Below are 24,037 nucleotides of genomic sequence, written 5' to 3'. Positions count from 1 at the left end.
CCGATCCCCCTTTTCCTGTTGATATCTGCCTTTTCTATGGCATTTGAGCATAAGCCGGAAGAGTCAGGAACTCCGCGAAGTCGTCATCCAGCGCGACCTCCTTGAACAGCGCGGTGGCCTGGGCGTACAGCCCCTCGTCGTGGCCCGGCTCCTGCGCGATCTCGGCCAGCTCCTCCGCGATGATCCGCTCGACCAGATCCTTCGTCACCCGCGCGCCCGTGTCCGCGAGCTCGATGTCGTTGTGGATCCACTGCCAGATCTGCGAGCGCGAGATCTCGGCCGTCGCGGCGTCCTCCATGAGGTTGTGGATCGCCGCCGCGCCCTGCCCGCCCATCCAGGCGGCGAGGTAGCGCAGCCCCACGTCCACGTTGTTGCGCAACCCCGCCTCCGTGATCTCGCCGGGCGTCTCCGAGACCGCCAGCAGGTCGGCGGCGGACACGCTGACGTCCTCGCGCAGCCGGTCGAGCTGGTTGGGCCGCGACCCCAGCACGCCGTCGAACACCTCCCGGCAGACCGGCACCAGGTCGGGGTGCGCCACCCACGACCCGTCGAACCCGTCGCCGGACTCGCGCGTCTTGTCCGCCCGCACCTTCTCCAGCGCCACCGCGTTCACCTCGGGGTCACGCCGCGAGGGGATGAACGCCGCCATCCCGCCGATCGCGTGCGCACCCCGCTTGTGACACGTCCGCACCAGCAACTCGGTGTACGCGCGCATGAACGGCGCGGTCATCGTCACCGCGTTCCGCTCGGGCAGCAGGAACTCCCTGCCCCTGGTGCGGAACTTCTTGATCACGCTGAACAGGTAGTCCCAGCGGCCGGCGTTGAGCCCTGCGGAGTGGTCGCGCAGCTCGTACAGGATCTCCTCCATCTCGAACGCCGCCGGATAGGTCTCGATGAGCACGGTCGCCCTGATCGTGCCGTGCGGGATGCCGAGCAGCTCCTGCGCCCGCGTGAACACGTCGTTCCAGAGCCGCGCCTCCAGATGCGACTCGATCTTGGGCAGGTAGAAGTACGGGCCCTTGCCCTTGTCGAGCTGCCGCTGGGCGCAGTGGAAGAAGTAGAGGCCGAAGTCGAACAGCGCCGCCGCGACCGGGCGCCCGTCGACCTGGGCGTGCTTCTCGTCCAGGTGCCATCCGCGCGGCCGCACCACGATCGTGGCCAGCTCGTCGTCGGGGCGCAGCGCGTACGTCTTGCCGCCGGACTCGAAGTCGATCGCGCGGTCGAGCGCGTCGCGCAGGTTGATGTGGCCGCTCACGCAGTTTTCCCAGAGCGGCGAGTTGGCGTCCTCGAAGTCGGCCAGCCAGACCTTCGCGCCGGAGTTGAGCGCGTTGATGGTCATCTTCTTGTCGACGGGCCCGGTGATCTCGACGCGGCGGTCCTCGAGGCCGGGCGCCGGGGCGGCGACCTGCCATTCGCCCTCCCTGATCTCCTTGGTCTCCGGCAGGAAGTCGAGCATGGCGCCGGCCGACAACTCCGCCTGCCGCGTCTGGCGGGCCTCCAGCAGCTCCAGCCGCCTGGCGTCGAACTCGCGCTGGAGAGCCGCCACGAACGCCTGCGCCTCCGGCGTGAGGATCTCGTCGAACCGGTCGAGCATCGGGCCGGTGATCTCCATGGGACCTCTTTCCGCTTTTTCGCGATGTGGAAAACGACTTCTGGATTATGGAATCGACGCTACCCTTATGGTCCTTTCCCGGTCAAAGACGGGGTTCCCCTGGGGGATCGTCCGGGGCATCCCCGATGTGGGCGGGCGCCGCGCCGCGAAAGGATGCGAGGCATGAGAACGATGGCGATCGCGGGCGGGCTGCTGGCCTCCGCAGTGGCGCTGACCGGGTGCGGGCTCGCGAAGATCGGAGGCCCGACCGAGCAGGACACGGCGTCGTACCAGGTGACGGAGAAGGTCACGAAGCTGCGGCTCGAGAGCGGCGCGGGCGACACCGTGATCACGGAGACCGGCGGCACCGCCGTCCGGGTCACCGAGACGCTCCGCTGGAGCGGCGACGACAAGCCCACCACCGAGCACAAGGTCGAGGGGGAGGGGCTGTTCGTCACCTACGACTGCCCGTCCGCCTTCGGCAACTGCAGCGTCGACTACAAGATCGAGGTCCCCAAGGGGCTGGCCGTCGATCTCGAGGCAGGCTCGGGCAACATCACGCTCAGGGACCTGACCGGGATGATCGACGTGAAGGTCGGCTCCGGCGACGTCGACGCCGCCGGGCTCGGCGGCAAGAAGGTGTACGCCGAGGCGGGGTCGGGGAACATCGAGCTCAAATACCGCAGCGCCCCGGATGACGCGCGGCTCAAAACCGGCTCGGGCGACACGAGGCTCATCGTGCCCGCGGGCAAGTACGCCGTGACGACCGACGTGGGATCCGGCGACGAGAACGTCAAGGTCGACAACGACGGCTCCTCGCCGCACAAGATCTCGGTGTCGGCGGGTTCGGGCAACGTCGATGTGGAACCGGGATAACCAGGTGATTGCGCCAGGGATGTCATGCCACCATCGTGGGAAGACACCGTGGTGTCCAGACGTTTCCTCATAGAGATGACACGAATGCACGAATACTCCACGCTCGACGCGTACGAAACCGGCGACATGGACCTCGAGGAGCGCCAGGCACTGCGCCGCGTGGCGGGCCTGTCCACCGAGCTGCAGGACGTCTCCGAGGTCGAATACCGGAAGTTGCGGCTCGAGCGGGTCGTCCTGGTCGGCGTCTGGACCTCCGGCACCGTCGAGGACGCGGAAAACTCGCTCCTGGAGCTCAAGCTGCTGGCCGAGACGGCCGGGTCCGAGGTGCTCGACGGCCTGATCCAGCGCCGCCAGAAGCCCGACCCGGCGACCTACATCGGCTCGGGCAAGGCTCTCGAACTGCGCGACGTGGTCGAGTCGACAGCCGCCGACACCGTGATCTGCGACGGCGAGCTGACCCCTGGCCAGCTCCGCCAGCTCGAGGAGACGGTCAAGGTCAAGGTGATCGACCGCACCGCGCTGATCCTCGACATCTTCGCCCAGCACGCCAAGAGCCGCGAGGGCAAGGCCCAGGTCGAGCTGGCGCAGCTCCAGTACCTCCTGCCCCGCCTGCGCGGCTGGGGTGGCAACCTGTCCCGCCAGGTCGGCGGTCGCGCCGCGGGCGGCGTCGGCATCGGCGGCCGCGGCCCGGGCGAGACCAAGATCGAGCTCGACCGCAGGCGCATCCGCGAGCGGATGGCCAAGCTGCGGCGCCAGATCGGGAGCATGTCCACCTCGCGTGACACCATGCGCTACCAGCGCCAGCGGCGCGAGGTCCCGGCCGTGGCGATCGCCGGCTACACCAACGCCGGCAAGTCCTCGCTGCTCAACCGCGTCACCGGCGCGGGCGTGCTGGTGGAGGACGCGTTGTTCGCGACTCTCGACCCGACCGTGCGCAGGGCGCGCACGCCCGAGGGCCGGCTGTTCACGATCGCCGACACCGTCGGCTTCGTCCGGCACCTTCCGCACCAGCTCGTCGAGGCGTTCCGTTCCACGCTGGAAGAGGTGGCCGACGCCGACCTGATCCTGCACGTCGTCGACGGCTCCCACCCCGACCCCGAGGGTCAGCTGGCGGCCGTGCGCGAGGTGCTCGCCGACATCGAGGGCGCCTCCGGCATCCGCGAGATCGTCGTGATCAACAAGGCCGACCTGGCCGACCGGGAAGTGGTCGACCGGATCCTGCGGCGCGAGCGCGACAACATCGTGGTGTCGGCCCGCACGGGCAAGGGCATCCCCGAGCTCATGGCGCTCATCGACCGGGAGCTGCCGCGGCTCGACCACGAGGTCAACCTCCTGGTGCCGTACGACAGGGGCGACCTGATCTCGCGCGCTCACAAGGAGGGCGAGGTGCTCTCCGTCGAGCACGTCGAGGACGGCACGATCCTCCACGCCCGCGTGTTGCCGAGCCTGTCGCAGGAGCTCGAGCGGGTGGGCAAGCCGGTCGAGCGCGTCTCCTAGAGCCCTGGGGCGGCCGGCGTGCGCCGGTATATCGCGGAGCGGTTGGGCAGCTCTCGCCATAAAGCGTGCAGAGCTGCCCAAAAGCGGCAGTGGTCCCCGCACCCTGGGGTTGCTACCATTGGCCAGACCTAACGTTGGTCTGCATTTTGGGTTCGGGTTCTGGGTTGCTGATGATGGCCAGTGGTGTGGATGTCGTCAACGGGGGCCATGGGGACGAGGCAGGGCTGGGTGACGGATGGGATCAGTGGTCTTTCTTCCGAATAAGCCTGTACACCGGCCCAGCCTGTGAAATAACGTAACTGAACTGAAATCGCCGGATCATGTCTCCGGCGATACGGTCACCGCACAGCATGACGCGGACTAGAGCAGGAGACCCCCCATGTCGTCCGGACCCGGAGCGGACTCAGTGGGCGCGGCGCAGGCCGTGCGCTGGGCGCTGGGGCCATGCCGGGAAACGGGCAGAAGCTCTCCCGGGGCGGTGATGCGGTGACCGTTCGGCTGCTGACCAACATCGGCCGTCTCTGGACCGGCAACGAAGTCCTGAGCAACGCCGCCATCCTCGTGCACAACGACCGCATCGCGTGGGTCGGGCGAGCGCCCGACCTGCCGCAGACGGTGCCCGGAGTCGTCGACGACATCGTCGACGTCGACCACGTCGAAAACCTGGGTGGCGCGCTCGTCACGCCCGGGCTCATCGACGCCCACACCCACCCGGTCTACGCCGGCAACCGCTACGCCGAGCTGGCCATCCGCACCGGCGGCTCCACGTCCGCGTCGATCACCGCGGCGGGCGGCGGCGTGGGCTCCACCGTCACCGTGACCCGCGGCACCGACCCATGGACGCTCTGCAACGGCGTGCGCGAGCGGCTGCGCGACTGGCTGCTCGGCGGCACCACCACCGTCGAGGCCAAGACCGGCTACCACCTCACCCGCGACGGCGAGCTGGCCGACGTGCGGCTCCTGCGCGAGCTGGAGAAGGAGCCGATGATGCCGCGGGTGCACGTCACCTTCCTCGCGGCGCACGTGGTCCCGCCCGAATACTTCGGCCGGCAGCGCGAATACGTCGAGGCCGTCGGCTCCTGGTGCGCGGACGCCGCCGCCGCGGGCGCCGACAGCGTCGACGTCTACTGCGACGAGGGCCACTTCACCACCGAGGAGTCCCGCTGGGTCCTCGCCTCCGGCCGCAACGTCGGCCTGCTGCCGCGCATCCACGCCGGCCAGTACAGCCGCCGCGGCGCCGTCCAGCTGGCCGCCGAGCTCGGCTGCGCCTCCGCCGACGGGCTGCACCACATGTCCGACGAGGACATCGCCATCATGTCCCGCTACGGCGTGCCCGCCGTCGTCTGCCCCGCCACCGCCCTGCAGCGCGGCCACCTCCCGCCGGTCCGCCAGATGATCAAGCACGGCGTGCAGATCGCGCTCGGCAGCGACCACAACCCCGGCTACTGCGGCATCACCTCGATGGCCCTGGTCATCGCCATGGCGGTGTCGGCGTTCGGCATGAGCGTCAACGACGCGCTCCGCGCGGCCACCCTCGGCGGCGCCACCGTCCTGGGCGCCCCCGACCGCGGCGTGCTCGCCCCGGGCCGGCTGGCCGACATCGTGCAGTGGGACGCCGACCACGAGGGCGCCTTCGCCTGGTCCTTCGGCCTCCAGCCGCGCCGGGTGTGGCGGGGTGGCACCCCTGTCCAGTAACTGACCCCGGCACATGCCGCCCACGGTCGCCGTCGTCACCGACTCCACCGCCTACCTGCCGCCTGTGCCGCTGGTCACGGTCGTACCCGTGCAGGTGATCGCCAAGGGAGTGGCTCATGACGAGGGCTCCTTCACGGGCGACCTCGCCTCCGCCACCACCTCCCGGCCCGCGCCCGCCACGTTCGCCTCCTGCTACGCCTCCCTGGCCGCCGCGGGCGCCACGGGCATCGTGTCGGTCCACCTCTCGGCCGCGATGTCCGGCACCGCCGATTCCGCCCTGGCGGCCGCCTCCGACGCCCCCGTACCGGTGGAGGTGGTCGACAGCCGCTCGATCGCGATGGGCCTCGGCTACCCGGTCCTCTCGGCGGCCCGCGCCGCCGCCGGCGGAGCCTCCCTGGAGGAAGTGGCCTCGGCCGCCCGCAGCCGCGTGGCGGTCACCCGCACGTTCTTCTACGTCGACGCCCTCGACTACCTGCGCCGCAGCGGCCGCATCGGCGCAGCGGCCTCCCTCTTCGGCTCGGCCCTGATGATCAAGCCGCTGCTCCACATCGTGGACGGCCGGATCTCGCTCCTCGAGAAGGTCCGCACCTCGTCGCGCGCCATCGCCCGGCTCGAAGACCTGGCCGTGGAGGCGGCGGGCGAAGGGCCGGTGGAGGTGGCGGTGCAACATCTGCAGGCCCCGGAACGCGCCCGAGCGCTGGCCGAGCGGCTGTCCAAGCGGATGCCGTCACCGCCGGAGTCGCGGGTGGTCGAGGTGGGAGCGGTGATCGGCGCCCACGTGGGGCCCGGCATGCTCGGCCTGACCGTCGCCGCTCTCCGGCACGCTGACCACTGACGTCGGCGGGACGGCGCACCGGTAGGGTCCGTGCGGCTCACATCCGATGGTGAGGGAGGCCGTCGGCCACACTGAGTCCATGGACTACGTCGGCCGAGTGCCCGCCCCGCCGCTCGACCGGTTCATCGATGACATCCACTGCCTGACGGGGGTGCCGAGCCACCGCAGGATGAACGTCCCGCCGATGCCGTCGGCCCACCTGTTCGTCAACCTGGGCGGGCCCGTCCGCCTGCGTGATTCCGACCCTTCGGTGCCGCCCGCAGTGTTCACCGATAGGTGGTTCATGGGCTTATGGGCCAGGCGTTTTCTGCTGGAGTACCCCACACGGGTGCGGCTCGTCGGAGTGCACTTCAAGCCCTGGGGGCTTTCGCCGTTCGTCGATGGGCCGGTGACCGAGCTGCGGAACCGATGGGTGCCGGTCGACGCCGTCTGGCAACGGGCTCTGGACAGGATGCGCTGCCGCCTCGGCGACCTCGCATCCACCACCCGGATGCTGCGGCTGGTGGAGGAGGAACTGCGATCACGACTCGCCGATGCGCCGTCGCGCGGTCTGCGCCTGGTCCACCGCGCAGGCATGCGGTTGGAGACCGCCCATGGCGTGGTCCCGGTCAGCGCGCTGGCGGATGCCGCGGGAGTGAGCGGCAATCACCTCGCCACGCAGTTCAAGTCCCATGTCGGTGTCACCCCGAAGCGGGTGGCGCGAATCTATCGCTTCGCACGCCTGATCCTCTCCGTGGACGCCCTGCGTCCGGTTGACTGGTCGGAGCTCACCCAGGCGGCGGGCTATTTCGATCAGGCCCACTTCAGCAGGGAGTTCAAGGACTTCACCGGCCACACCCCGGCGCAATACCTGACCCTGCGGCGCAGGTTCCCCGCCGAGCAGGGGTCCCCGCCGGACAGTGGTCCGATGCCCGCTGATGGATCTTTTACAAGCCCAGCCGCGCCCTGAGTCGGCAAGATCGGGGACGAATGCGCAAGGCGACTCGAGGGGGAGTCTGTGGGCACGGTCATCATGCACAACGTGGTATCGGTGGACGGCTTCATCGCCGACGAGAACGACGACGTCGGGCCACTCCACTCCACGACTGGTACTTCAGCGGGGACACCCTGATCACCGAGGGTGCGGACCAGCAGTACGACCATTCAGGAACGGGAAGCGCCTTCAAGGTCTCACAAGCATCGGCGGGATACGTCCGGGCGATGTGGGAGGCGATCGGCACGAGCGTGATGGGCCGCAACCTGTTCGACCTGACGAACGGATGGGAGGGGCATCCGCCCGCGGGCGACCACGTGGTCGTGGTGTCCCACCGGCCCAAACCCGAGGGCTGGCATCCCGAGGCGCCGTACCACTTCGTCGACGGCTGGAATCCCGGTCCTACAGGGCCGGGAGGATGCCAACTGAGGTTCCGAGTACGCCGCTAGCGCGGTGGCCGTCTGATCACGCGCGTGGCGGACCCGGATGGAGCGGGTCCGCCCAGCCGCCGCGAGGTCGGGCCCTCCGGGATCGCTCGTACAGGCTCGGCCGTGCACCCTCCGTCCACCGGCGCCGAGCTCGCGACCCCAGCGTTGTCCACAACCCATTCCCCGCCGCTGACGTCGTCCACAGAACGCGGCTCGGTCCCCTGGCACGGCCGCCCGCACCTCTACTTTCACCTGCGTGCGAACCCCCGATCCGACGGCCGAACGAGTCATCGCCGAGTCCCGGCTGCGCTCGATCGCCACCCCACCCCGCCGCCCTCGCCGCCGGCCCGCGAGGGTGGCACGCAACCCCGCCGACGGTCGCAGGATGCCTTACGCCACCGGCTCCCACGGCTTCTCCCCTCAGGCACCGCGGTCCGTCGATGGAGACCGTTCTCCTGGGAAGCCGCGTGACGGTGTCCGTGAGCCCGTTGAGAGGCTCCTTGACGAGCCACGGAACGACGACAGATTCCCCGAACCTCACGAGGCCGCCGGCGGATTCCTCAGGGCGTCCGGCGAGCCGCGGATCGTGGAGAGCGCCAGTGAGGCCCGTGAGGCGTCTGGAGCCTTCGACCTGGCTCCTGAGCCACCGTGGTCCTTCGCCTCTGCCTACGGCCCTCCACAGCCTCAGCTGTCACCCCGCTCACAAGCCGCCCGCCCCGCAGGGCCCGTACGATCCGGACAGCCCGAGTCTGGACAGGCCACACAGACCGAGCAGACCGCACGGCAGCGCGGGCCCGCCCCGGTTCCGCCGACATTCCAGGCATTCCGGGCGGCCCTTGCGTCCCAGAGCCCTGCCCTCGATCCCGGCAGGCCCGGTCTGCGTGTCCTCGTGGCCGTGGGCGCCCTGGCCGTAGCCGTCGCGGCGTTCTTCGTCTGGCGATCCCAGCCCTCGCCGGCGCCGCTCCCACCACCCACCCCCGTGTCGTCGCCGACCCCGTCCACGACCCCCACCGCGCCCAAGGTGACGGTCCACGTGGCAGGCAAGATCCGTAAGCCTGGCGTCTACCTGCTCCCCTCGGGTGCCAGAGTCACGGACGCGGTGACCGCGGCCGGGGGAGTGTCACGAGGAGCGTCCCTCGACTCTCTCAACCTCGCCAGACGCCTGATCGACGGAGAGCAGATCGTCGTGGGCGCACCACCCGGCACGATGGCCCAGGGCTCGCCGATCACGGGCCCTGCCGGGGGCGTCATCGACCTCAACACCGCCACACCGGACCAGCTCGAAGAGCTGCCGGGCGTGGGCGAGGTGCTGGCGGCACGCATCGCCGAGTTCCGCACCACCCACGGTGGTTTCACCTCCATCGACCAGCTCCGCGAGGTCAGCGGCATAGGGCCGCGCAAGTTCGACGAGATCAAGCCGAAGGTGCGCGTCTGACATGACCGACCACCCGCTGCCGCCCGTCACGGGCAAGAGCCACGCCTGGCCCCTGCTGCTCCCCGCGATCGCCGCCTGGGCCAGCGCGCTGATCCTGCTCGGCTGCTCCGCGCGCATCGGCACGGCCGTCGCCCTGGTCGCGGCCCTCGGCGCCACCGCCGTGGCCTGGCACACCCGCTCACTCCCCGGACGACGGGACGGACGCTCCGCCGGCGGGCCGGCCGCGTGGCGCGGTGTCATCCTGGCCACCCTCGTCTGCGCGGCCGCGTCATCCGGCTCGGTCGCCTTCAGGGTTCACGCCGTGACCAGCGGTCCGGTGGCCGAACTCGCGGCCGCGAACGCCTTCGTCACCGCCCGGATCGTGCTGACGGACGACCCGAGACGCAGAACCAGCCAGAGCATCCCGTTCGGCCCGGACAGCTACGTGACCCCGGCAACCCTGACGATCATCCGCACGGCCGAGGGCCGGCAGGCCGTCAACGTCCCCGTCACCGTCTTCTCCAGCGGGGCAGCCTGGGCCCCGCTCCTTCCCAGCCAGCATCTCGAGGTCACCGGCCGGCTCGCCATGCCGACCGCGGGCAACCTGGTGGCGGCCGTCCTCCTGGTACGCGGCCCGCCGCGGGTCCTGACGCCACCGTCGGAGCTCCAGACAGCGGCGGGCGCCCTCAGGTCGGGCCTGCGGTCCGCCGCCGACGTGCTCCCTCCCGACCAGCGCGGCCTCCTCCCCGGCCTGGTCGTCGGCGACGTCTCGCGGATGGACCCGCAGGTGACGGCCGACTTCAAGGAAGCGGGCCTGAGCCACCTCAACGCGGTGAGCGGGGCCAACCTGGCCATCGTCGCGGGTGCGATGCTGGCTCTCTCACGTCTGTTCGGCTTCCCGCTGCCCGTACGCGCCGTCCTGGCCGCGCTCTCCATGCTCGCGTTCGCCGTGGTGGCCCGCCCGTCCCCGAGCGTCCTGCGTGCTCTCCTCATGGGCCTGGCCGCCGCGGTCGCGCTGGGCACCGGCAGGGCACGAGACGGTTTCGCGGCCCTGTCGGCAACGGTCCTCCTGCTGGTGCTCTTCGTCCCCGAACTCGCCAGGTCTTACGGCTTCGCCCTCTCGGTGGCCGCCACCGCCGGAATCCTCCTCCTCGCCCCTCGCTGGCGCGACAGGCTGTCGGCGGCCCAGCAGGACGAGGGTGACGCACCGCCGCAGGGCCCGGGCGCGGAGCCGCGACCGCACAGCGCGGCCTCGCCGAGCGGTGGCCCGGGGAGTGATCGCCGCGACCCGGCGGGGCGGGACCGGGGTGGCGGGCCGGTTCCCGACGCGGGCAACGGCTCAGGAGCATCCGGCAGGCGGAGGGCTGAGCCCCGCTCGCGGGTGCGGCTGCCGCGCTGGCTCGCCGAGGCCATCGCCGTGCCGGCGGCGGCGCAGGTGGCGGTGACACCGGTTCTGGTGTTGATGTCAGGACAGCTCACTCCCGTCGCTCTCGTCGCCAACCTCCTCGTGGCTCCGGCGGTGGCTCCCGCGACCCTGCTGGGTTTCGGGGCTGCCCTGGTGGCCCCCGTATGGCTTGACGGGGCACGGTTCCTGGTGGTCCCGGCCGGTTACGCGGTCGGCTGGATCATCACGGTCGCCCGATGGTCGGTGGGCCTGCCGTACGCCACCGTGCCGTGGCCGGGCGGCTTTCCCGGGCTGGCGTTGCTCGCGCTCGCGGCGGCGGCCGGGACACTGATCCTGCGGCGTCGCGCCTGGCGGGCGATCGTGCTGACGGCGGCCGGTGCCGCTCTGGTGGCGGTGCTGGTGATCCGGCCGATCGCGACGCCCTGGCCGCCGAAGGGCTGGCTCATGGTGATGTGCGACGTGGGCCAGGGCGACGGGATCGTCCTCGCGGCAGGGCCGGGACGAGGGGTCGTGGTGGACACCGGGCCCGACCCGGTCGCGATGGACCGGTGCCTGCGCGGCCTCGGCGTCGACGACGTCCCGCTGCTCGTCCTCACCCATCCGCATGCCGACCACGTGGGCGGCCTGCCCGGAGTGCTCCGTGACCGGCGTGTCGGCGCGGTGGTCGTCAGCCCGCAGCGGGCCATGGCGCGTGCCTCCGCACGCGTCTCGGGCACGCTGGAGAGACGCCGGATACCGGAATGGACGGTTGCGCCGGGGACTCACTGGACGTTCGGCCCTTCAGAGGTGACCGTGCTCGCTCCCGAGCCGGCCTCCGGAGAGGTGGCCGGCCAGGGCGAGGGCAGCGCGATCAACAACTCCAGCGTGGTGCTCCACGTACGCTGGCGATCGGGCTCCGTGCTGCTCGGCGGCGACCTGGAGACCGAGGCCCAGGAAGAGGTCTTACGCCGCTCCGCGGTCCGGGCCGACATCCTGAAGATCCCGCACCACGGATCCAACAGGCAGTCACCCGCCTTCCTGGAGGCCGTGGGCGCTCGAGCGGCGCTGATCAGCGTCGGGAAGGACAACGACTACGGCCATCCGGCGCCTTCCACGCTCGCCCTGCTGCGCACGCTCGGCGCGGCCGTCTACCGGACCGACCACTCAGGGGATCTCGCCGTGGTGGAGAGGGAAGGTGGCTTGGCCGTGCTCTCGCGCGGCCCGGCACCCTGAAGGCGCACGCAGCCGTGCCGGGAGCGTCCCGTTTCTGGTTCGGACCCGCCTTCGGTAAGTGGGCGGTGTCATGCGCTGCTTCGGGCTTCCTGCGGGTGGCGCGTGGTCTCTCCCGGCGAGAGCGAGCCCCGGCAGAGGCGCCCGGCGCCATGTGCCGCACGGGTCGAGCTTGTGCGGATGGTGCTTCGTTCTGCCGGGTGAGGCCGCCCTTCCGCAGGCCGAGTACGACGCTGGGACCGTGGCCTCCCCGGCGTCGCTGCGGCGAATACCTGGTTGTCCCTGGCGTCTGGCATGCTTCCCCCATGGCGGGAACCGATCCAGCGCTTGTGACCCTGGTTGTCGGCGATGAGGAGTTGCTGGCCGAGAGGGCGGTGACCGGGCTCGTCGCGGCGGCACGGGCCGCCGATCCCGAGTCCGAGGTGCATGACCTCCTGGGCGGCAAGGTGTCGGTCGGCGAGCTCACGCAGCTGACCTCCCCGTCGTTGTTCGGCGGCCGGTCTGTCATCGTGATCCGGTCGGCGCAGGATCTGCCGAAAGACGTCATCGCCGAGGTCGTGGCCTATGCCAAGCAGCCCTCCGACGACACCGTGATGGTGCTGGCGCATCCGGGAGGGGTCAAAGGCAAGGCGTTGGTCGACGGGGTGAAGAAGGCCAAGGCCCAAGTGATCACCGTCAACAAGGTGACCAAGACGGGGGAGCGGCTGGAGTTCATCAAGGGGGAGTTCAAGCGTGCGGGGCGGAGCATCTCCGGCGACGCCGCCACCGCGCTGCTCGACGCCGTGGGAAATGATCTGCGGGAGCTGGCAGCCGCCTGTAGCCAGCTGGTGTTCGACACCGAGGGCAAGACGATCAACGCGTCCGCCGTGGCGCGCTACCACAAGGGCCGGGCCGAGGTCACCGGCTTCAACGTCGCCGACTCCGCGATCGAAGGGCGGCTGGCCGAGGCGCTGGAACAACTGCGGTGGGCGCTCGGCACCGGCGTCGCCCCCGTGCTGCTGGTCAGCGCGTTGGCGGGTGGGCTGCGGTCGCTGGCCAAGGTCGCCGGCGCGCCGCGCAGCCTGCGGGGTGGTCAGCTGGCGAGCCATGTCGGCATGCCCCCGTGGAAGGCCGACCGGGTGAAGCGGCAGCTGAACGGGTGGGGGCCCGACGGATTGTCGAAGGCCATCCAGGCGGTGGCCGAGGCGGACGAACAGGTCAAGGGCGGCGGCGCCGACCCGGCCTACGCGCTCGAACACACGGTGCAGGTGATCGTGGCCAGCCGCACGGGCCGGTGATCGTCACCGGCGTTGCCGGTATGTGGCCGGGGCGGCGGCGCGGGCGGGACGGTGATCGTGGCCGGCCGCACGCCGGTGATCGTCACCGGCGTTCAGGTGAGGGCCTCCTCGCGGACCACGCCGTCGCTGATCTCCAGCACCCGGTCCGCCAGCGTCATGAGGCTCGGGTCGTGGGTGGCGACCAGGGCGGTGACCCCTTCGCTCCGAACGAGTGCCCGCAGCAGCTCCATGATCTGCCGTCCCGTCTGCGAGTCGAGCTGCCCGGTCGGCTCGTCGGCCACCAGCAGGCGCGGCCGGTTGGCCAGCGAGCGGGCGATCGCCACCCGCTGCCGCTGCCCTCCGGACAGTTCGTACGGCCGCTGGTTGACGTGCTGTTCCAGCCCGACGAGCGCCAGCAACATCCGGATCCGCTCCTCGCGTTCCTTCACCGGCATGCGCACCAGCCGCATCGGCACCCCGACGTTCTCGGCCGCCGACAGCACGGGGATCAGTCCGAACGACTGGAAGACGAATCCCACCACGTCCCTGCGCAGGGCGAGCAGTTCGTCGTCGGACATGGCGGTGACCTCGTGCCCGTCCACGACCACCCGTCCGGCGTCCGGTTTGTCCAGGCCGCCGATCTGGTTGAGCAGCGTCGTCTTGCCCGACCCCGACCGCCCGCGGATCGCGACGAGCTCTCCGGGGAACACCGAGAACGACACGTCCCGCAGCGCCTCGACCTCCTTGGGCCCGCTCCGGTAGACCTTGCGCACCCCTTCCACCACGACCAAGGGCGACTCACTCACCTGACGGCTCCTCTCGCGCGGGCCACACGCCGATGTGGTCGGATTCGAGCTCGAGACGTACGCGGCGTTCCATCTCGAGGGCGTTCATGAAGTCGCGCGGGAGTTGCAGGCGCCCCACCCGGTCGAGTACGGCGTATTCCTCGGCGATGATCTGCCCTTCGGCGTCCTCGCGCCGCAGCGTCTCGCTGCTGGTGCGGCCGTCGCGGATGCCCACCGTCCGGTCGACCTGCTCGGACACGAGCGGGTCGTGGGTGACGACCACGACGGTCACGCCCAGCTCCCTGTTGGCCTTGCGCAGCGCGTCGAACACCAGCTCCGACGTCTCGCTGTCCAGCTCGCCCGTCGGTTCGTCGGCGAGGATGAGCTGGGGGGAGTTGGCGAGGGCGACGGCGATGGCCACCCGCTGCTGCTCGCCGCCCGACATTTCGGGAGTTTTGCGGTTGGCGCAGTAGCCGACACCGAGCAGTTCCAGCAGCTCGCCCGCCCGCTCCCGCCGCTGCCCGCTGCCGCCGGCCAGCTTCATCGGCAGCTCGACGTTCTCCTTGGCGGTGAGGTAGGGGAGCAGGTTGCGGGCCGTCTGCTGCCAGATGAAGCCGACCACGGAACGCCGGTAGCGCAGCCGGGCGCGGGCGTTCATCGACAGCAGATCCATGCCCGCCACCCTGGCCACCCCGGCCGTCGGGACGTCGAGCCCGGACAGCACGTTGAGCAGCGTCGACTTGCCCGAGCCCGACGCGCCCACGATGGCCACCAGCTCGCCCTTGTCGATCACCAGGTCCAGGCCCTGCAGCGCGACGACCTCGACGCCTTCGGTCTTGTAGATGCGCACGAGGTTGTCGCACACGATGTGCGCGTCGCCGCCGAACGCGGCCTTCTGCCGCGTGGCCTTCGCTTCCAGCTCGGACAGGGTCGGGTTCACGTGAGGTCTCCCACTCGAAGGACGGCGCCGAGTCTGCGGCGGCGGCTGACGGCGGTGTGGGCGTAGGCTCCGAGCACGGCGACGGCGGCCAGCCCGGCCGCCAGCGCGCTCGGCAGGAACAGGTCGAGAGAGTAGTCGCCGACGGGCAGGTCGCCGGCGTAGGAGGACAGGTCGACGCCGGGCCCGAGCGCGGCGGGCAGGCCGAGGCCCAGCCCGAGCCCGACCAGCGCGGTGACGATGATCATGGGCAAAATCTCCAGCACGGTCAGCCGCTGCGCCTGACGCTCCGACAGGCCGAGGGTGCGCAGGAACGACACCGCCCTGGCCCGGTCGGCCGCCCCGACCACCAGCGCCAGCACGACGGCGACCAGCGCGTACGCGGCCAGCGCGACCGTCACGACGACCATGGTCCAGCGTACGGTGCTCGTCAGCGGGTCGTCCTGGATGGCCCGCAGCGTGCCCTTCTGGGACACCACGGTGGCCGACGGGACCAGCTGTTCCAGCTCGTCGACGGAGGCGTCCCCCTTGATCAGCAGGGTGTTCACCGCCGGCCGGGTCAGCACGTCGATGGGCACGACGAGGAACTTGCCCTTGGTGAAGAAGCCGGGCACCGACTCGATCACGCCGCGCGTGGCGAGCTTCACCCGCGACTGCCAGCCGATCTCGAACGTGCCCCGCCCCTGCAACTCGGGGGAGACGAGCGCCCCGCTGGGCAGGGCGGGCAGGTCGAAGGGGGCCTCGCCCATGAGCCGCCGCCACTGCGCCACGTCCACGGCGATGGCCTCGGCCCGCTCCGCGCCGTAGCCGACCTGCACGCGGGCGGTCTGCGCGGGCACCACCTGTTCCACGCCTGCCGCGCCGCGTACCCGCTCGATGGCCGCGGCCGGGATCTCGATGTTCGACGTCATCTTGATCGGCGCGCCTGCCTGCTGCCATGACGCCCGGGTCTGCGTGCCGGCGATCCCGTCGGAGACTACCGCGGCGAACACCGACACGCCCAGCGCGGGCAGCATGATCAGCACGGGCAGCACGCTGGCGGAGCGCGCCCTGGCCGCCCGGGTCAGCCCGAGGAACGGCACGGCCGCCCGGCCGCGCGCGGTCAGCCGTACGAGCAGGCGCAGCGGGTACGGGTAGCAGCGCAGGGTGATCAGCGCGGCCGCCAGCGTCAGCGCGATCGGCACCAGCAGCAGGAACGGGTCCTGCCCCGCGGAGTCGTCCAGCCCGCGCGCCCGCAGCAGGTAGGCCCCGGCCAGCGCCAGCACGACGACCAGCACCTCCAGCGTGATCCGCCTGGCCGAGGGCCGGGCGGTGGCGACGTCGTCGCGGCGTTCGTGGAGCGGCGTGCGGTAGGTCAAGGCGAGCCGCGTGGCGGCGTAGCCGACGGTCACGACGATGACGAGGACCGGCCCGGCGTGCACGATCGGCAGCACGGGGCCGGGCACGAGGTACGACAGCGCGTACCCGGCCAGGGCCGCGGGCGCCACGGCCAGCCCGGTCAGTGCCGCGCCGGTGCCCGCGACCTGGCGCAGCGACCCGCCGCGGGCGCGGGCCAGCGTGAGGGTGGGCTCCATCCGGTCGGCCAGCAGTTGCGCGCCCAGCACGAGGACGCCGAGCGCGACGGCGAGGAGGCCGCCGAGCACGAGGTACATCACGGTTTCGGCGGTGGCCAGCCCGGCGCGGAAGTCACCGAGCAGCTTGGGCAGCCCGGTGATCAGGCGGTAGGGGCTGACGGTGCCGGTCGCCTGGATGCCGATCAGGCGGTCGAAGTCGGAGATCGCGGTGGTGAGAGCGGGGACGTCCAGCGCGTTCGCCGTCGTGGCGTCGATGGGCAGGACCCAGTGGTAGGCCAGGTGGCGTCCTTCGCCGCTGAGCGCGGTCAGCCCGTCGTCGGACATCAGCGAGGTGATGTGCTTCTCGAAGTCGAGGGAGCCCGGCGGCTGGATCTTCGTGACGCGCAGGATGTCGAGGTTGTGGTCCCAGTAGCGGTCACCGGGGTTCCTGGCCTCGAAGGCGCCGACGATCTTCACGGCGACGTAGTCGTTCTCGCCGAGCGTTCTCGTGTCGCCCACCCGCAGGTCCATCTCCCGCAGGGCCTCCGTCACGACCCCGACCTCGAACACCGGGATCGTCTCGCCGTCGTACCGCGTGGTGCCGGGTTTGCCGGGGGGCCTTCCCTGGACCCAGGTCACGCGCTGACCGGCGTCGGACAGCCAGCCGAGGTTGATGTATTTGGTGCCGCTGGTCCCGGTGATCGGTGTGAGGGTGGTCTTGGCGCTCATGTGGCTGGAGCCGGCGCCCTCGGGCGTGATCAGCGGGCGCAGCCCTGGAGGCAGGAGGTCGCGCCATTCGCGGTCGCGCGCGGTGAACTGGTCGCGGTGGTGGAGATCGTCCTCATTCGAGTCCGACGTCACGGCCACGGTGAGGTCGGCCTGCTGGGCGGCGGCGGTGCTCAGCGAGCGCCGCAGCGCCTGGTCGAACGACGCCTGCATCCCCCTGGGCAGGCCCGCGATCAGCAGGCAGGCGCTGATCGTCAGCACGGAGAGCACGGCGACCGTGCCCAGGTGCACCCGCGCGAGCAGCGGGATCCTCACTGTTCCTCCCGGAGGACGAGCCCTTGCCTGCGCAGATTGCGTGCCAGGCCGGCCACGATGGCGAGCAGCACCGCCGCTACCAGCAGCAACATCGCGAGGGTGGCGGCCCATGGGATGTCGAGCAGCACTCCGGGCGTGACGGCCGAGGCCTGCCCGGTCAGCACGATGTGCGGCACGACCAGCGTGCCGACGACCACGGCCAGCCCGGTGCCCGCCGCCAGGGACAGTCCGATGACGAACGCCTGCTCGACCGCCAGCATCCCGAACACCTGCCGGGAGCTCACCCCGAGCGCCCGCAGGATCCCGAACTCGGCCATCCGCTCGCGCGCCGCGACCGCCGCGTTCACGAGGAAGCCGAGCGCCGCGAACACCAGCGCCGCGAGGAACCCGAGCATCAGTGCCCCCTGCAGGCCGCTGGCCAGCGGGTCGTCCTGGAGCTGGGCGGTCAGCGCGCGCTGGTCGAGCGGGGTGACGTCCCACTCCGGCCGGCTCTTGAGCACCCCCACCGCGGCCGAGGTGTCGTCGGCCGCGAGCCACCACTCGGTCGCGGGCCTGGGCAGCTGCGCCGCGGCCAGGTCACTCGTCTGCAGCGTCTCCCAGTCGGCGAGCACCGCGGGCTGGCCGGCGGTGGTCGTCGGCATCGTCTGTACGACGGCCACCACCTTGATCTCCAGGACCCTGCGGTCGATGCTGGCCCGCCCGACCTGACCGACGGCCATCTTGAGCGAGGCGGCCAGGTCGGACGTGAGCACGACGGGCAGCGGCGCCTCCCGGCGGGTCCCGAAGGTGGCCACGGCCGGACGGGTGTCGTCCTCCTCCATCGAGATCCGGGGCGTCGCGAGCTCGCGGCCGTCGACGCTCAGGCCGGTCAGCGTCAGGTTCGCGGTGCTCTCGTGCGCGCCGGCGACGAGACCGCGCAGAGCGACCGGGTACGTGATCTTCCCGCTCTGCCCCGCCAGGGCCTTGAGGCTCACCTCCACGCGGTTGTCCCCGGGCTTCAGCACGCCGAGCGGCACGTCGCGCCAGACGCCGAGCCCGTCGGACAGCACCAGCCGCAGCGGCAGGTCGGCCTCCACCTTCGCGCGGAGGGTGAGCGTCGTCGGCCGCCCGGGAAGCTCCAGCCGGTCGGCGTTCGTCCCCTCCAGCTCGCGTGACATGTCGGTGACCGGCTTCGCGGACAGGTCGGGCCGCAGCTGGAACACCTCGCCGAGCTTGCTCGCCTCGAGTCCGATCAGCACCGCGCTCTCGCCGCCCACCTCGGTCTGCCCGCGGAAGCCGGGGGAGGCCGCCGTCACGCCCGGCAGCGCGGTGAACGCCGTCCCGCGCCCCAGCGACCCCAGTTCCGGCCCGTCGGCGGGACCCGACAGGCGCAGGTCGGCCCCCGCCTGGTGGCGTGCCTGGTCGAGCTGCGAGGTGCGCCAGGTGGACGCGGTGGCCAGGGAGACGATGCCGATCGCGATCGCCATCGTCAGCAGCAGCGCCGGGCCCGCGTACCTGAGCGGCCGCCTGGCCACCTGCCAGGCGCCGAGCGCGGGGGAGAGTGTGGGCCGCCGGGAGGTCAGCCGCTCGGCCAGCTTCGAGATGCGCGGCACCAGCCGCAACCCCAGCATGCCGCCCGTGAGCAGGGCCAGCGCGGGCCCTGAGATGATCAGCGGGTCGATGCCGAGCCCGCCGCCCGCCGTCGCGGTCACGGGCGCGCCGTAGTGCTGGAGCTGCCAGATCGCCAGCCCGGCCACGACCAGCAGCGCCACGTCGGCGCCCGCGCGTTCGATCAGGCCGCGCCCGCCGCTGCGGCCGCGCGCCGACTGCTCCTCCACGTACGTGCGCCGCGCGCCCGCCAGCGCCGGCAACAGGAGCAGCACCGCCGAGGCCAGGGCCACGCCGAACGACACGAGGAACGTGCCCAGATCGGCCGTGGGAGACAGCCGCACGCCCGAGGACCTGATCCACGGCAGCGTGTTGACCAGGGCGAGCAGCGGCGGGCCGAGGAACGGCGCGGCGATCGCGCACGGCACCGCCACCAGCAGCGCCTCGCCCCCGGCCAGGGTCGCCAGCCGCGTCGTGCCCGCGCCGCGCGAGCGCAGCAGCGCCACCTCCATGCGCCGGTGGTCGGCGAGCAGCCGCGCGGTGAGCATCAGCGCGTACGCGGCCAGCAACAGCAGCTGCAGCACCGGGATCAGCATGGTGGAGCGGGCCACCAGGGACGCGGTGTCGAGCTGGGTGAGCATCTCGGGCAGGTGCCCGGTGACCGTGCAGCGGTCGCAGCCGTCCGCCTTCAGCCGCTCGCCCACCTGGCCGAGCGCGGCGGCCATCGGGCGCAGCTGCTCGGGCGTCAGCGCGCTCAGGTCGGGGACGGCGGTCCAGGTGGCGTTGACGTTGCTGGCGAAGCGGGCGATGAACGTCTCGCGCGCCACCATCATCGGCCCGTACGTGGTGAAGTCGCCGCGGTCCACGCCCCTGGCCAGCAGCTGCTCTCCGGCCCAGCGCGCGCCGGAGGGGTCGTTGAGCTGGAAGACGCCGACGACGCGGACCTTGACCGGGCGCGGGTCGAGGCGGCCTCGCGTGGTGAACGCGTCGCCCGTCTCGAAGCCGGTGGCCGAGGAGGCCGACAACGAGATCGCGGCCTGCACGTGGTCGCCGCCGTCGCGCGGCCAGGCGCCGGCAATGAGCCTGGCGTGCCGGTCGATCCCGTCGTGGCTGCCGAACCTGAGCAGCTCGGGCCGCTCCTCGCCCTCCTGGCCGGGCATCACGTAGGAGTCGGAGCGGAAGCTGGTGGTGATGGCCGGGGGCCTGGTGTAGGCCCGGTCGAGCTGGGCGCGTACGGACCGGTCGAAGGCGGGGAACGTCTCCGCGGTCACGGGCGCGCTGATGGTGGCGGCCGTCTGCTCGAACGACGCCGTCTCCATCGTCCTGCGGACGCCTGCCTCGGCGATGGAGGAGGCGTACATGGTCAGCGCGACCAGCGTGGTGGTGGCCAGCAGGATCGACCCGAACGCGGCCAGAAGGAGCAGCGGCTCGCTGAACGCCCGTTTGACGACCAACGGCCCCCGCATGTGCCCCCCTTTGCCTGTTTAGGTGCACTGTCGGGCACCCGCGGGAGGGAGAGCAAGGTGATCTTCGCAACGGTGACGGAGCCGATACGAGGCGGCGACGCCCGTGTGATATCGAAACTGTGACAAAAGCCTGCCGAAACGGCAAACGCCGCATCCCTCAGGGGATGCGGCGTTTCTGGTGCTGCGTCAGCTGGCGGACAGTGCCGCGGCCTGCCTGGCGATCGCGGACTTGCGGTTGGCGGCCTGGTTTTTGTGGATGACGCCCTTGCTGACGGCCTTGTCGAGCTGGCGGGCGGCGGCCCGCTGCAGCGCGACGGCCTGCTGGACGTCGCCCTGCTCGGCGGCCTCGCGGAACCTGCGGACGGCCGTCTTCAGCGACGACTTGACCGCCTTGTTGCGCAGGCGAGCCTTCTCGTTCTGCTTGTTGCGCTTGATCTGGGACTTGATGTTCGCCACGAAGAAGCCTCGGTGAAAGTCAGTGATGGATGGGGCGCGCGGGCTCGATGAGAGGGCGCGCCACACGCAGTTGAACAGATTACCAATAACCCAGGCGGCTGCTCAAATCAACGGCCTGGGAAAATGGGTCCGTCCATCAGTGTACGGGAGCTAGGCCATCCAGCGCGTCATGTACTCACGCCAGTCGTCCTCCGTGGCGGCGAAGTCGACGTAGAGTGCCAGCCCGAAGCGCTCGCGGCGGCCGTGCTCCGACAGGGCCAGCTTGGCGCCCTCGGCGGCCATCTCGACGCTCTCGGCGTTGTCGGCCCAGGCCAGGCCGTGGTCATGGTAGGCGGGCGCGCCGATGAACAGCGACTTGTCGCCGGGCACCAGGTCGAGGGCCAGCTCCGACTGCCTGACGACGTGGCCGCCGTAGAGCGCCTGCAGCGGGGTGCCCGAGTCGTACGTCATGATCGCGACCTGGTCGACCCGGTTCACGACCTGGGTGAAGTAGCCCGACGACCAGTATTTGTCGTGGCCCAGGACGGCCCTCGCCGTCAGGCGCATGCCGGGGTAGGGCTCGATCTGCGGGCTGGCGGTGGACAGCAGCCGTGTGTGCCGCCGGGTCTCGTCGAGGAGCCGCAGGAATTCGGTGTCGCCGTCGCCGATGGGTTCGAAGTTGTAGTGGATGCCGTCGTAACCCTCCTTCATGATGGCGGCGACGCCGGCCAGCACGTTCTGGCGGGCCCTGGGGTCGTCGAGGTCGAGGGCGTCGTCGACGGACTGGCCGAGCCAGGCGGAGATGCGGACGGCCGGGAGATGCTCGCGCATCCACGTCAGGAAATTTCGAGCGTTGGGGTATTTGGCTGGATCTAATCGGCCATCCATCTCGAAAGGTCCCGAGTGGACGTACACGTCCTTGATCCCCGTGGCGCGCAGCCGTACGGCCAGCCGCTCGACGTCGCGCTCGGTGCGGCGCCCGTCGACCCACGCATGGCCCAGCCACAGGGCGTCATGGCCCGTGCTCTTCGCCCATGCGGCCGGGTCACCGGTAAACTGGATGCGGAGCGTGGCGGCGATCAGGCCGACCAGCGCCAGCACGATGGCCGCGGCAAGCGCGAGCAGGCGCAGGCCGCGGCAGATGACGGTCCGGGCATTCATCCGGGCATGTCACCATGAAAGACTGCTTGACTCAACCCTGTCGAAACGGACTTCGGTGCGCACTCAGCCTGGCCAGACCGACCCCGCGTTGATCCGCAACTTCTGCATCATCGCGCATATCGACCACGGCAAGTCGACCCTTGCCGACCGGATGCTGCAGATCACCGGGGTGGTCGACGAACGCTCCATGCGCGCTCAATATCTCGACAGGATGGACATCGAGCGCGAGCGCGGCATCACGATCAAGTCGCAGGCCGTGCGGCTCCCGTGGGACGGCCACGTGCTCAACATGATCGACACGCCGGGGCACGTCGACTTCACCTACGAGGTGTCGCGGTCGCTGCAGGCGTGCGAGGGCGCGATCCTGCTGGTCGACGCGGCCCAGGGGATCGAGGCGCAGACGCTGGCCAACCTCTATCTGGCCATGAACGCCGACCTGCACATCATCCCGGTCCTCAACAAGATCGACCTGCCCGCGGCCCAGCCGGAGAAGTTCGCCGAGGAGCTGGCGGGGCTGATCGGCTGCGACCCCTCCGACGTCCTCAAGGTGTCGGGCAAGACGGGCGAGGGCGTGCGGGAGCTGCTCGACCACGTGGTCGCGACCGTGCCGGCGCCGGTCGGCGACGCCGACGCGGCCGCCCGCGCGCTGATCTTCGACTCGGTCTACGACACCTACCGCGGCGTCGTCACCTACGTCCGGGTCGTGGACGGCCACCTGGGCAAGCGCGAGCGCATCCTCATGATGTCCACCATGGCCACCCACGAGACGCTGGAGATCGGCGTCATCTCGCCCGAGCCCAAGGTGGCCGAGCTCGGGCTGGGCGTCGGCGAGGTGGGCTATCTGATCACGGGCGTGAAGGACGTGCGCCAGTCACGGGTCGGCGACACGGTGACGGCCGCGGCCAAGCCCGCTCCCGAGATGCTGGCCGGCTACGAGCACCCCAAGCCGATGGTGTTCTCCGGGCTCTATCCGATCGACGGCGACCAGTATCCCGAGCTGCGCGAGGCGCTCGACAAGCTGCAGCTCAACGACGCCGCGCTGGTCTATGAGCCGGAGACGTCGGCCGCGCTCGGCTTCGGCTTCCGCGTCGGGTTCCTCGGGCTGCTGCACATGGAGATCGTCCGCGAGCGCCTGGAGCGCGAGTTCGGGCTGTCGCTGATCTCCACGGCGCCCAACGTCGTCTACCGCGTGATCATGGAGGACGGCAAGGAGCTCACCGTCACCAACCCGTCGGAGTTCCCCACCGGAGGCAAGATCGCGCAGGTCTTCGAGCCGGTCACCAAGTCCACGCTCCTGGCGCCGGCCGAGTTCATCGGCGCCATCATGGAGATCTGCCAGGGGCGGCGCGGCCAGCTGCTCGGCATGGACTACCTGTCGGAAGACCGGGTCGAGATCCGCTACACGCTCCCGCTGGGCGAGATCATCTTCGACTTCTTCGACCAGCTGAAGTCGCGCACCCGCGGCTACGCCTCGCTCGACTACGAGCCCGCAGGCGAGCAGGAGTCCGAGCTGGTCAAGGTCGACATCCTGCTGCAGGGCGAGCCGGTCGACGCCTTCAGCGCGATCGTTCACAAGGAGAAGGCCTACGCCTACGGCGTCGACATGGCGAAGAAGCTGCGCGAGCTGATCCCGAGGCAGCAGTTCGAGGTGCCGATCCAGGCGGCCATCGGAGCCAGGGTCATCGCCCGCGAGAACATCCGCGCCATCCGCAAGGACGTCCTGGCCAAGTGCTACGGCGGCGACATCTCCCGTAAGCGCAAGCTGCTTGAGAAGCAGAAGGAAGGCAAGAAGCGGATGAAGATGGTCGGCCGCGTCGAGGTGCCGCAGGAGGCCTTCGTCGCCGCGCTGTCCACCGACTCCTCCAGCGCCGACAAGGCCAAGAAGTAGGCCTC

The 24,037-nt window shown here is 70.9% G+C and carries 17 protein-coding genes; 10 read left to right on the top strand and 7 right to left on the bottom strand.

Features of this window, described 5'->3' with window-relative positions; genetic code table 11:
- Positions 1-34: 34 nt before the first annotated feature.
- A complete protein-coding gene (gene aceB / locus ACZ6SA_RS03245) occupies positions 35-1,612 on the bottom strand; it encodes a malate synthase A (protein WP_443150270.1) in 1,578 nt (525 codons plus the stop codon).
- A gap of 162 nt (positions 1,613-1,774) precedes the next feature.
- Between aceB and ACZ6SA_RS03240 the strand changes: the two genes are divergently transcribed.
- From ACZ6SA_RS03240 to holA, 9 genes are all read left to right on the top strand, one after another.
- Entirely contained in the window at positions 1,775-2,467 is a 693-nt protein-coding gene (locus ACZ6SA_RS03240) for a DUF4097 family beta strand repeat-containing protein (RefSeq protein WP_465826372.1), read from the top strand.
- A gap of 75 nt (positions 2,468-2,542) precedes the next feature.
- Positions 2,543-3,964, top strand: a complete 1,422-nt coding sequence (gene hflX / locus ACZ6SA_RS03235; RefSeq protein WP_465826371.1) for a GTPase HflX — start codon at positions 2,543-2,545, stop codon at positions 3,962-3,964.
- A 486-nt stretch (positions 3,965-4,450) separates the two neighbouring features.
- Positions 4,451-5,659, top strand: coding sequence for an imidazolonepropionase (hutI, locus tag ACZ6SA_RS03230; RefSeq protein ID WP_347641663.1), 1,209 nt, complete (start codon positions 4,451-4,453; stop codon positions 5,657-5,659).
- A 13-nt stretch (positions 5,660-5,672) separates the two neighbouring features.
- Positions 5,673-6,494: a DegV family protein gene (locus ACZ6SA_RS03225; RefSeq protein WP_465826369.1), complete on the top strand. Its 822-nt coding sequence runs from the start codon at positions 5,673-5,675 to the stop codon at positions 6,492-6,494.
- Positions 6,495-6,591: 97 nt separating this feature from the next.
- The gene (locus ACZ6SA_RS03220; protein WP_465826367.1) at positions 6,592-7,443 is read left to right on the top strand and encodes a helix-turn-helix domain-containing protein; all 852 of its coding nucleotides are present in this window, start codon (positions 6,592-6,594) and stop codon (positions 7,441-7,443) included.
- 251 nt (positions 7,444-7,694) lie between these two features.
- Positions 7,695-7,916: a hypothetical protein gene (locus tag ACZ6SA_RS03215; protein ID WP_347641667.1), complete on the top strand. Its 222-nt coding sequence runs from the start codon at positions 7,695-7,697 to the stop codon at positions 7,914-7,916.
- A gap of 868 nt (positions 7,917-8,784) precedes the next feature.
- Positions 8,785-9,330 carry a ComEA family DNA-binding protein gene (locus ACZ6SA_RS03210; protein ID WP_465826366.1) on the top strand — a complete coding sequence of 182 codons (546 nt, stop codon included), beginning with the start codon at positions 8,785-8,787 and terminating at the stop codon, positions 9,328-9,330.
- Position 9,331: 1 nt separating this feature from the next.
- Positions 9,332-11,926, top strand: a complete 2,595-nt coding sequence (locus tag ACZ6SA_RS03205; RefSeq protein WP_465826365.1) for a ComEC/Rec2 family competence protein — start codon at positions 9,332-9,334, stop codon at positions 11,924-11,926.
- Positions 11,927-12,228: 302 nt separating this feature from the next.
- The gene (holA, locus tag ACZ6SA_RS03200) at positions 12,229-13,200 is read left to right on the top strand and encodes a DNA polymerase III subunit delta (protein WP_443150275.1); all 972 of its coding nucleotides are present in this window, start codon (positions 12,229-12,231) and stop codon (positions 13,198-13,200) included.
- A 92-nt stretch (positions 13,201-13,292) separates the two neighbouring features.
- Here the strand turns inward: holA and ACZ6SA_RS03195 are convergent, their stop codons facing one another.
- The 6 genes from ACZ6SA_RS03195 to ACZ6SA_RS03170 form a co-directional block, all read right to left on the bottom strand.
- Positions 13,293-13,985, bottom strand: a complete 693-nt coding sequence (locus tag ACZ6SA_RS03195) for an ABC transporter ATP-binding protein (RefSeq protein WP_165974647.1) — start codon at positions 13,983-13,985, stop codon at positions 13,293-13,295.
- Positions 13,978-14,904 (bottom strand): ABC transporter ATP-binding protein, encoded by a 927-nt coding sequence (locus ACZ6SA_RS03190; RefSeq protein ID WP_347641671.1) that lies wholly within the window; start codon positions 14,902-14,904, stop codon positions 13,978-13,980. Before ACZ6SA_RS03190 ends, ACZ6SA_RS03195 begins: the two co-directional genes overlap by 8 nt.
- Positions 14,901-17,495, bottom strand: a complete 2,595-nt coding sequence (locus ACZ6SA_RS03185; protein WP_465826362.1) for an FtsX-like permease family protein — start codon at positions 17,493-17,495, stop codon at positions 14,901-14,903. Before ACZ6SA_RS03185 ends, ACZ6SA_RS03190 begins: the two co-directional genes overlap by 4 nt.
- Positions 17,492-20,548, bottom strand: coding sequence for an ABC transporter permease (locus tag ACZ6SA_RS03180; protein WP_465826361.1), 3,057 nt, complete (start codon positions 20,546-20,548; stop codon positions 17,492-17,494). The genes ACZ6SA_RS03185 and ACZ6SA_RS03180 overlap by 4 nt, the downstream gene beginning before the upstream one ends.
- A 186-nt stretch (positions 20,549-20,734) precedes the next feature.
- Positions 20,735-21,004: a 30S ribosomal protein S20 gene (gene rpsT, locus ACZ6SA_RS03175; protein WP_347641674.1), complete on the bottom strand. Its 270-nt coding sequence runs from the start codon at positions 21,002-21,004 to the stop codon at positions 20,735-20,737.
- Positions 21,005-21,154: 150 nt separating this feature from the next.
- Positions 21,155-22,144 (bottom strand): glycoside hydrolase family 18 protein, encoded by a 990-nt coding sequence (locus ACZ6SA_RS03170; RefSeq protein WP_465826359.1) that lies wholly within the window; start codon positions 22,142-22,144, stop codon positions 21,155-21,157.
- 55 nt (positions 22,145-22,199) lie between these two features.
- Between ACZ6SA_RS03170 and lepA the strand changes: the two genes are divergently transcribed.
- On the top strand, positions 22,200-24,032 hold the full coding sequence (gene lepA / locus ACZ6SA_RS03165; RefSeq protein WP_347641676.1) for a translation elongation factor 4: 1,833 nt from the start codon (positions 22,200-22,202) through the stop codon (positions 24,030-24,032).
- The last annotated feature ends 5 nt before the right edge of the window (positions 24,033-24,037 follow it).

This window comes from Nonomuraea sp. NPDC049378, from assembly GCF_055586745.1.
The sequence above is the reverse complement of the archived record's forward strand: the minus strand, read 5'-3'. Positions and strand labels throughout refer to the sequence as shown.

Bases quoted from the DNA above. Each gene is read 5' to 3' on its own strand.
- aceB (WP_443150270.1), bottom strand. From the start codon at position 1,612: ATGGAGATCACCGGCCCGATGCTCGACCGGTTCGACGAGATCCTCACG.
- ACZ6SA_RS03240 (WP_465826372.1), top strand. From the start codon at position 1,775: ATGAGAACGATGGCGATCGCGGGCGGGCTGCTGGCCTCCGCAGTGGCG.
- hflX (WP_465826371.1), top strand. From the start codon at position 2,543: ATGACACGAATGCACGAATACTCCACGCTCGACGCGTACGAAACCGGC.
- ACZ6SA_RS03225 (WP_465826369.1), top strand. From the start codon at position 5,673: ATGCCGCCCACGGTCGCCGTCGTCACCGACTCCACCGCCTACCTGCCG.
- ACZ6SA_RS03215 (WP_347641667.1), top strand. From the start codon at position 7,695: ATGTGGGAGGCGATCGGCACGAGCGTGATGGGCCGCAACCTGTTCGAC.
- ACZ6SA_RS03205 (WP_465826365.1), top strand. From the start codon at position 9,332: ATGACCGACCACCCGCTGCCGCCCGTCACGGGCAAGAGCCACGCCTGG.
- holA (WP_443150275.1), top strand. From the start codon at position 12,229: ATGGCGGGAACCGATCCAGCGCTTGTGACCCTGGTTGTCGGCGATGAG.
- ACZ6SA_RS03180 (WP_465826361.1), bottom strand. From the start codon at position 20,548: ATGCGGGGGCCGTTGGTCGTCAAACGGGCGTTCAGCGAGCCGCTGCTC.
- ACZ6SA_RS03170 (WP_465826359.1), bottom strand. From the start codon at position 22,144: ATGAATGCCCGGACCGTCATCTGCCGCGGCCTGCGCCTGCTCGCGCTT.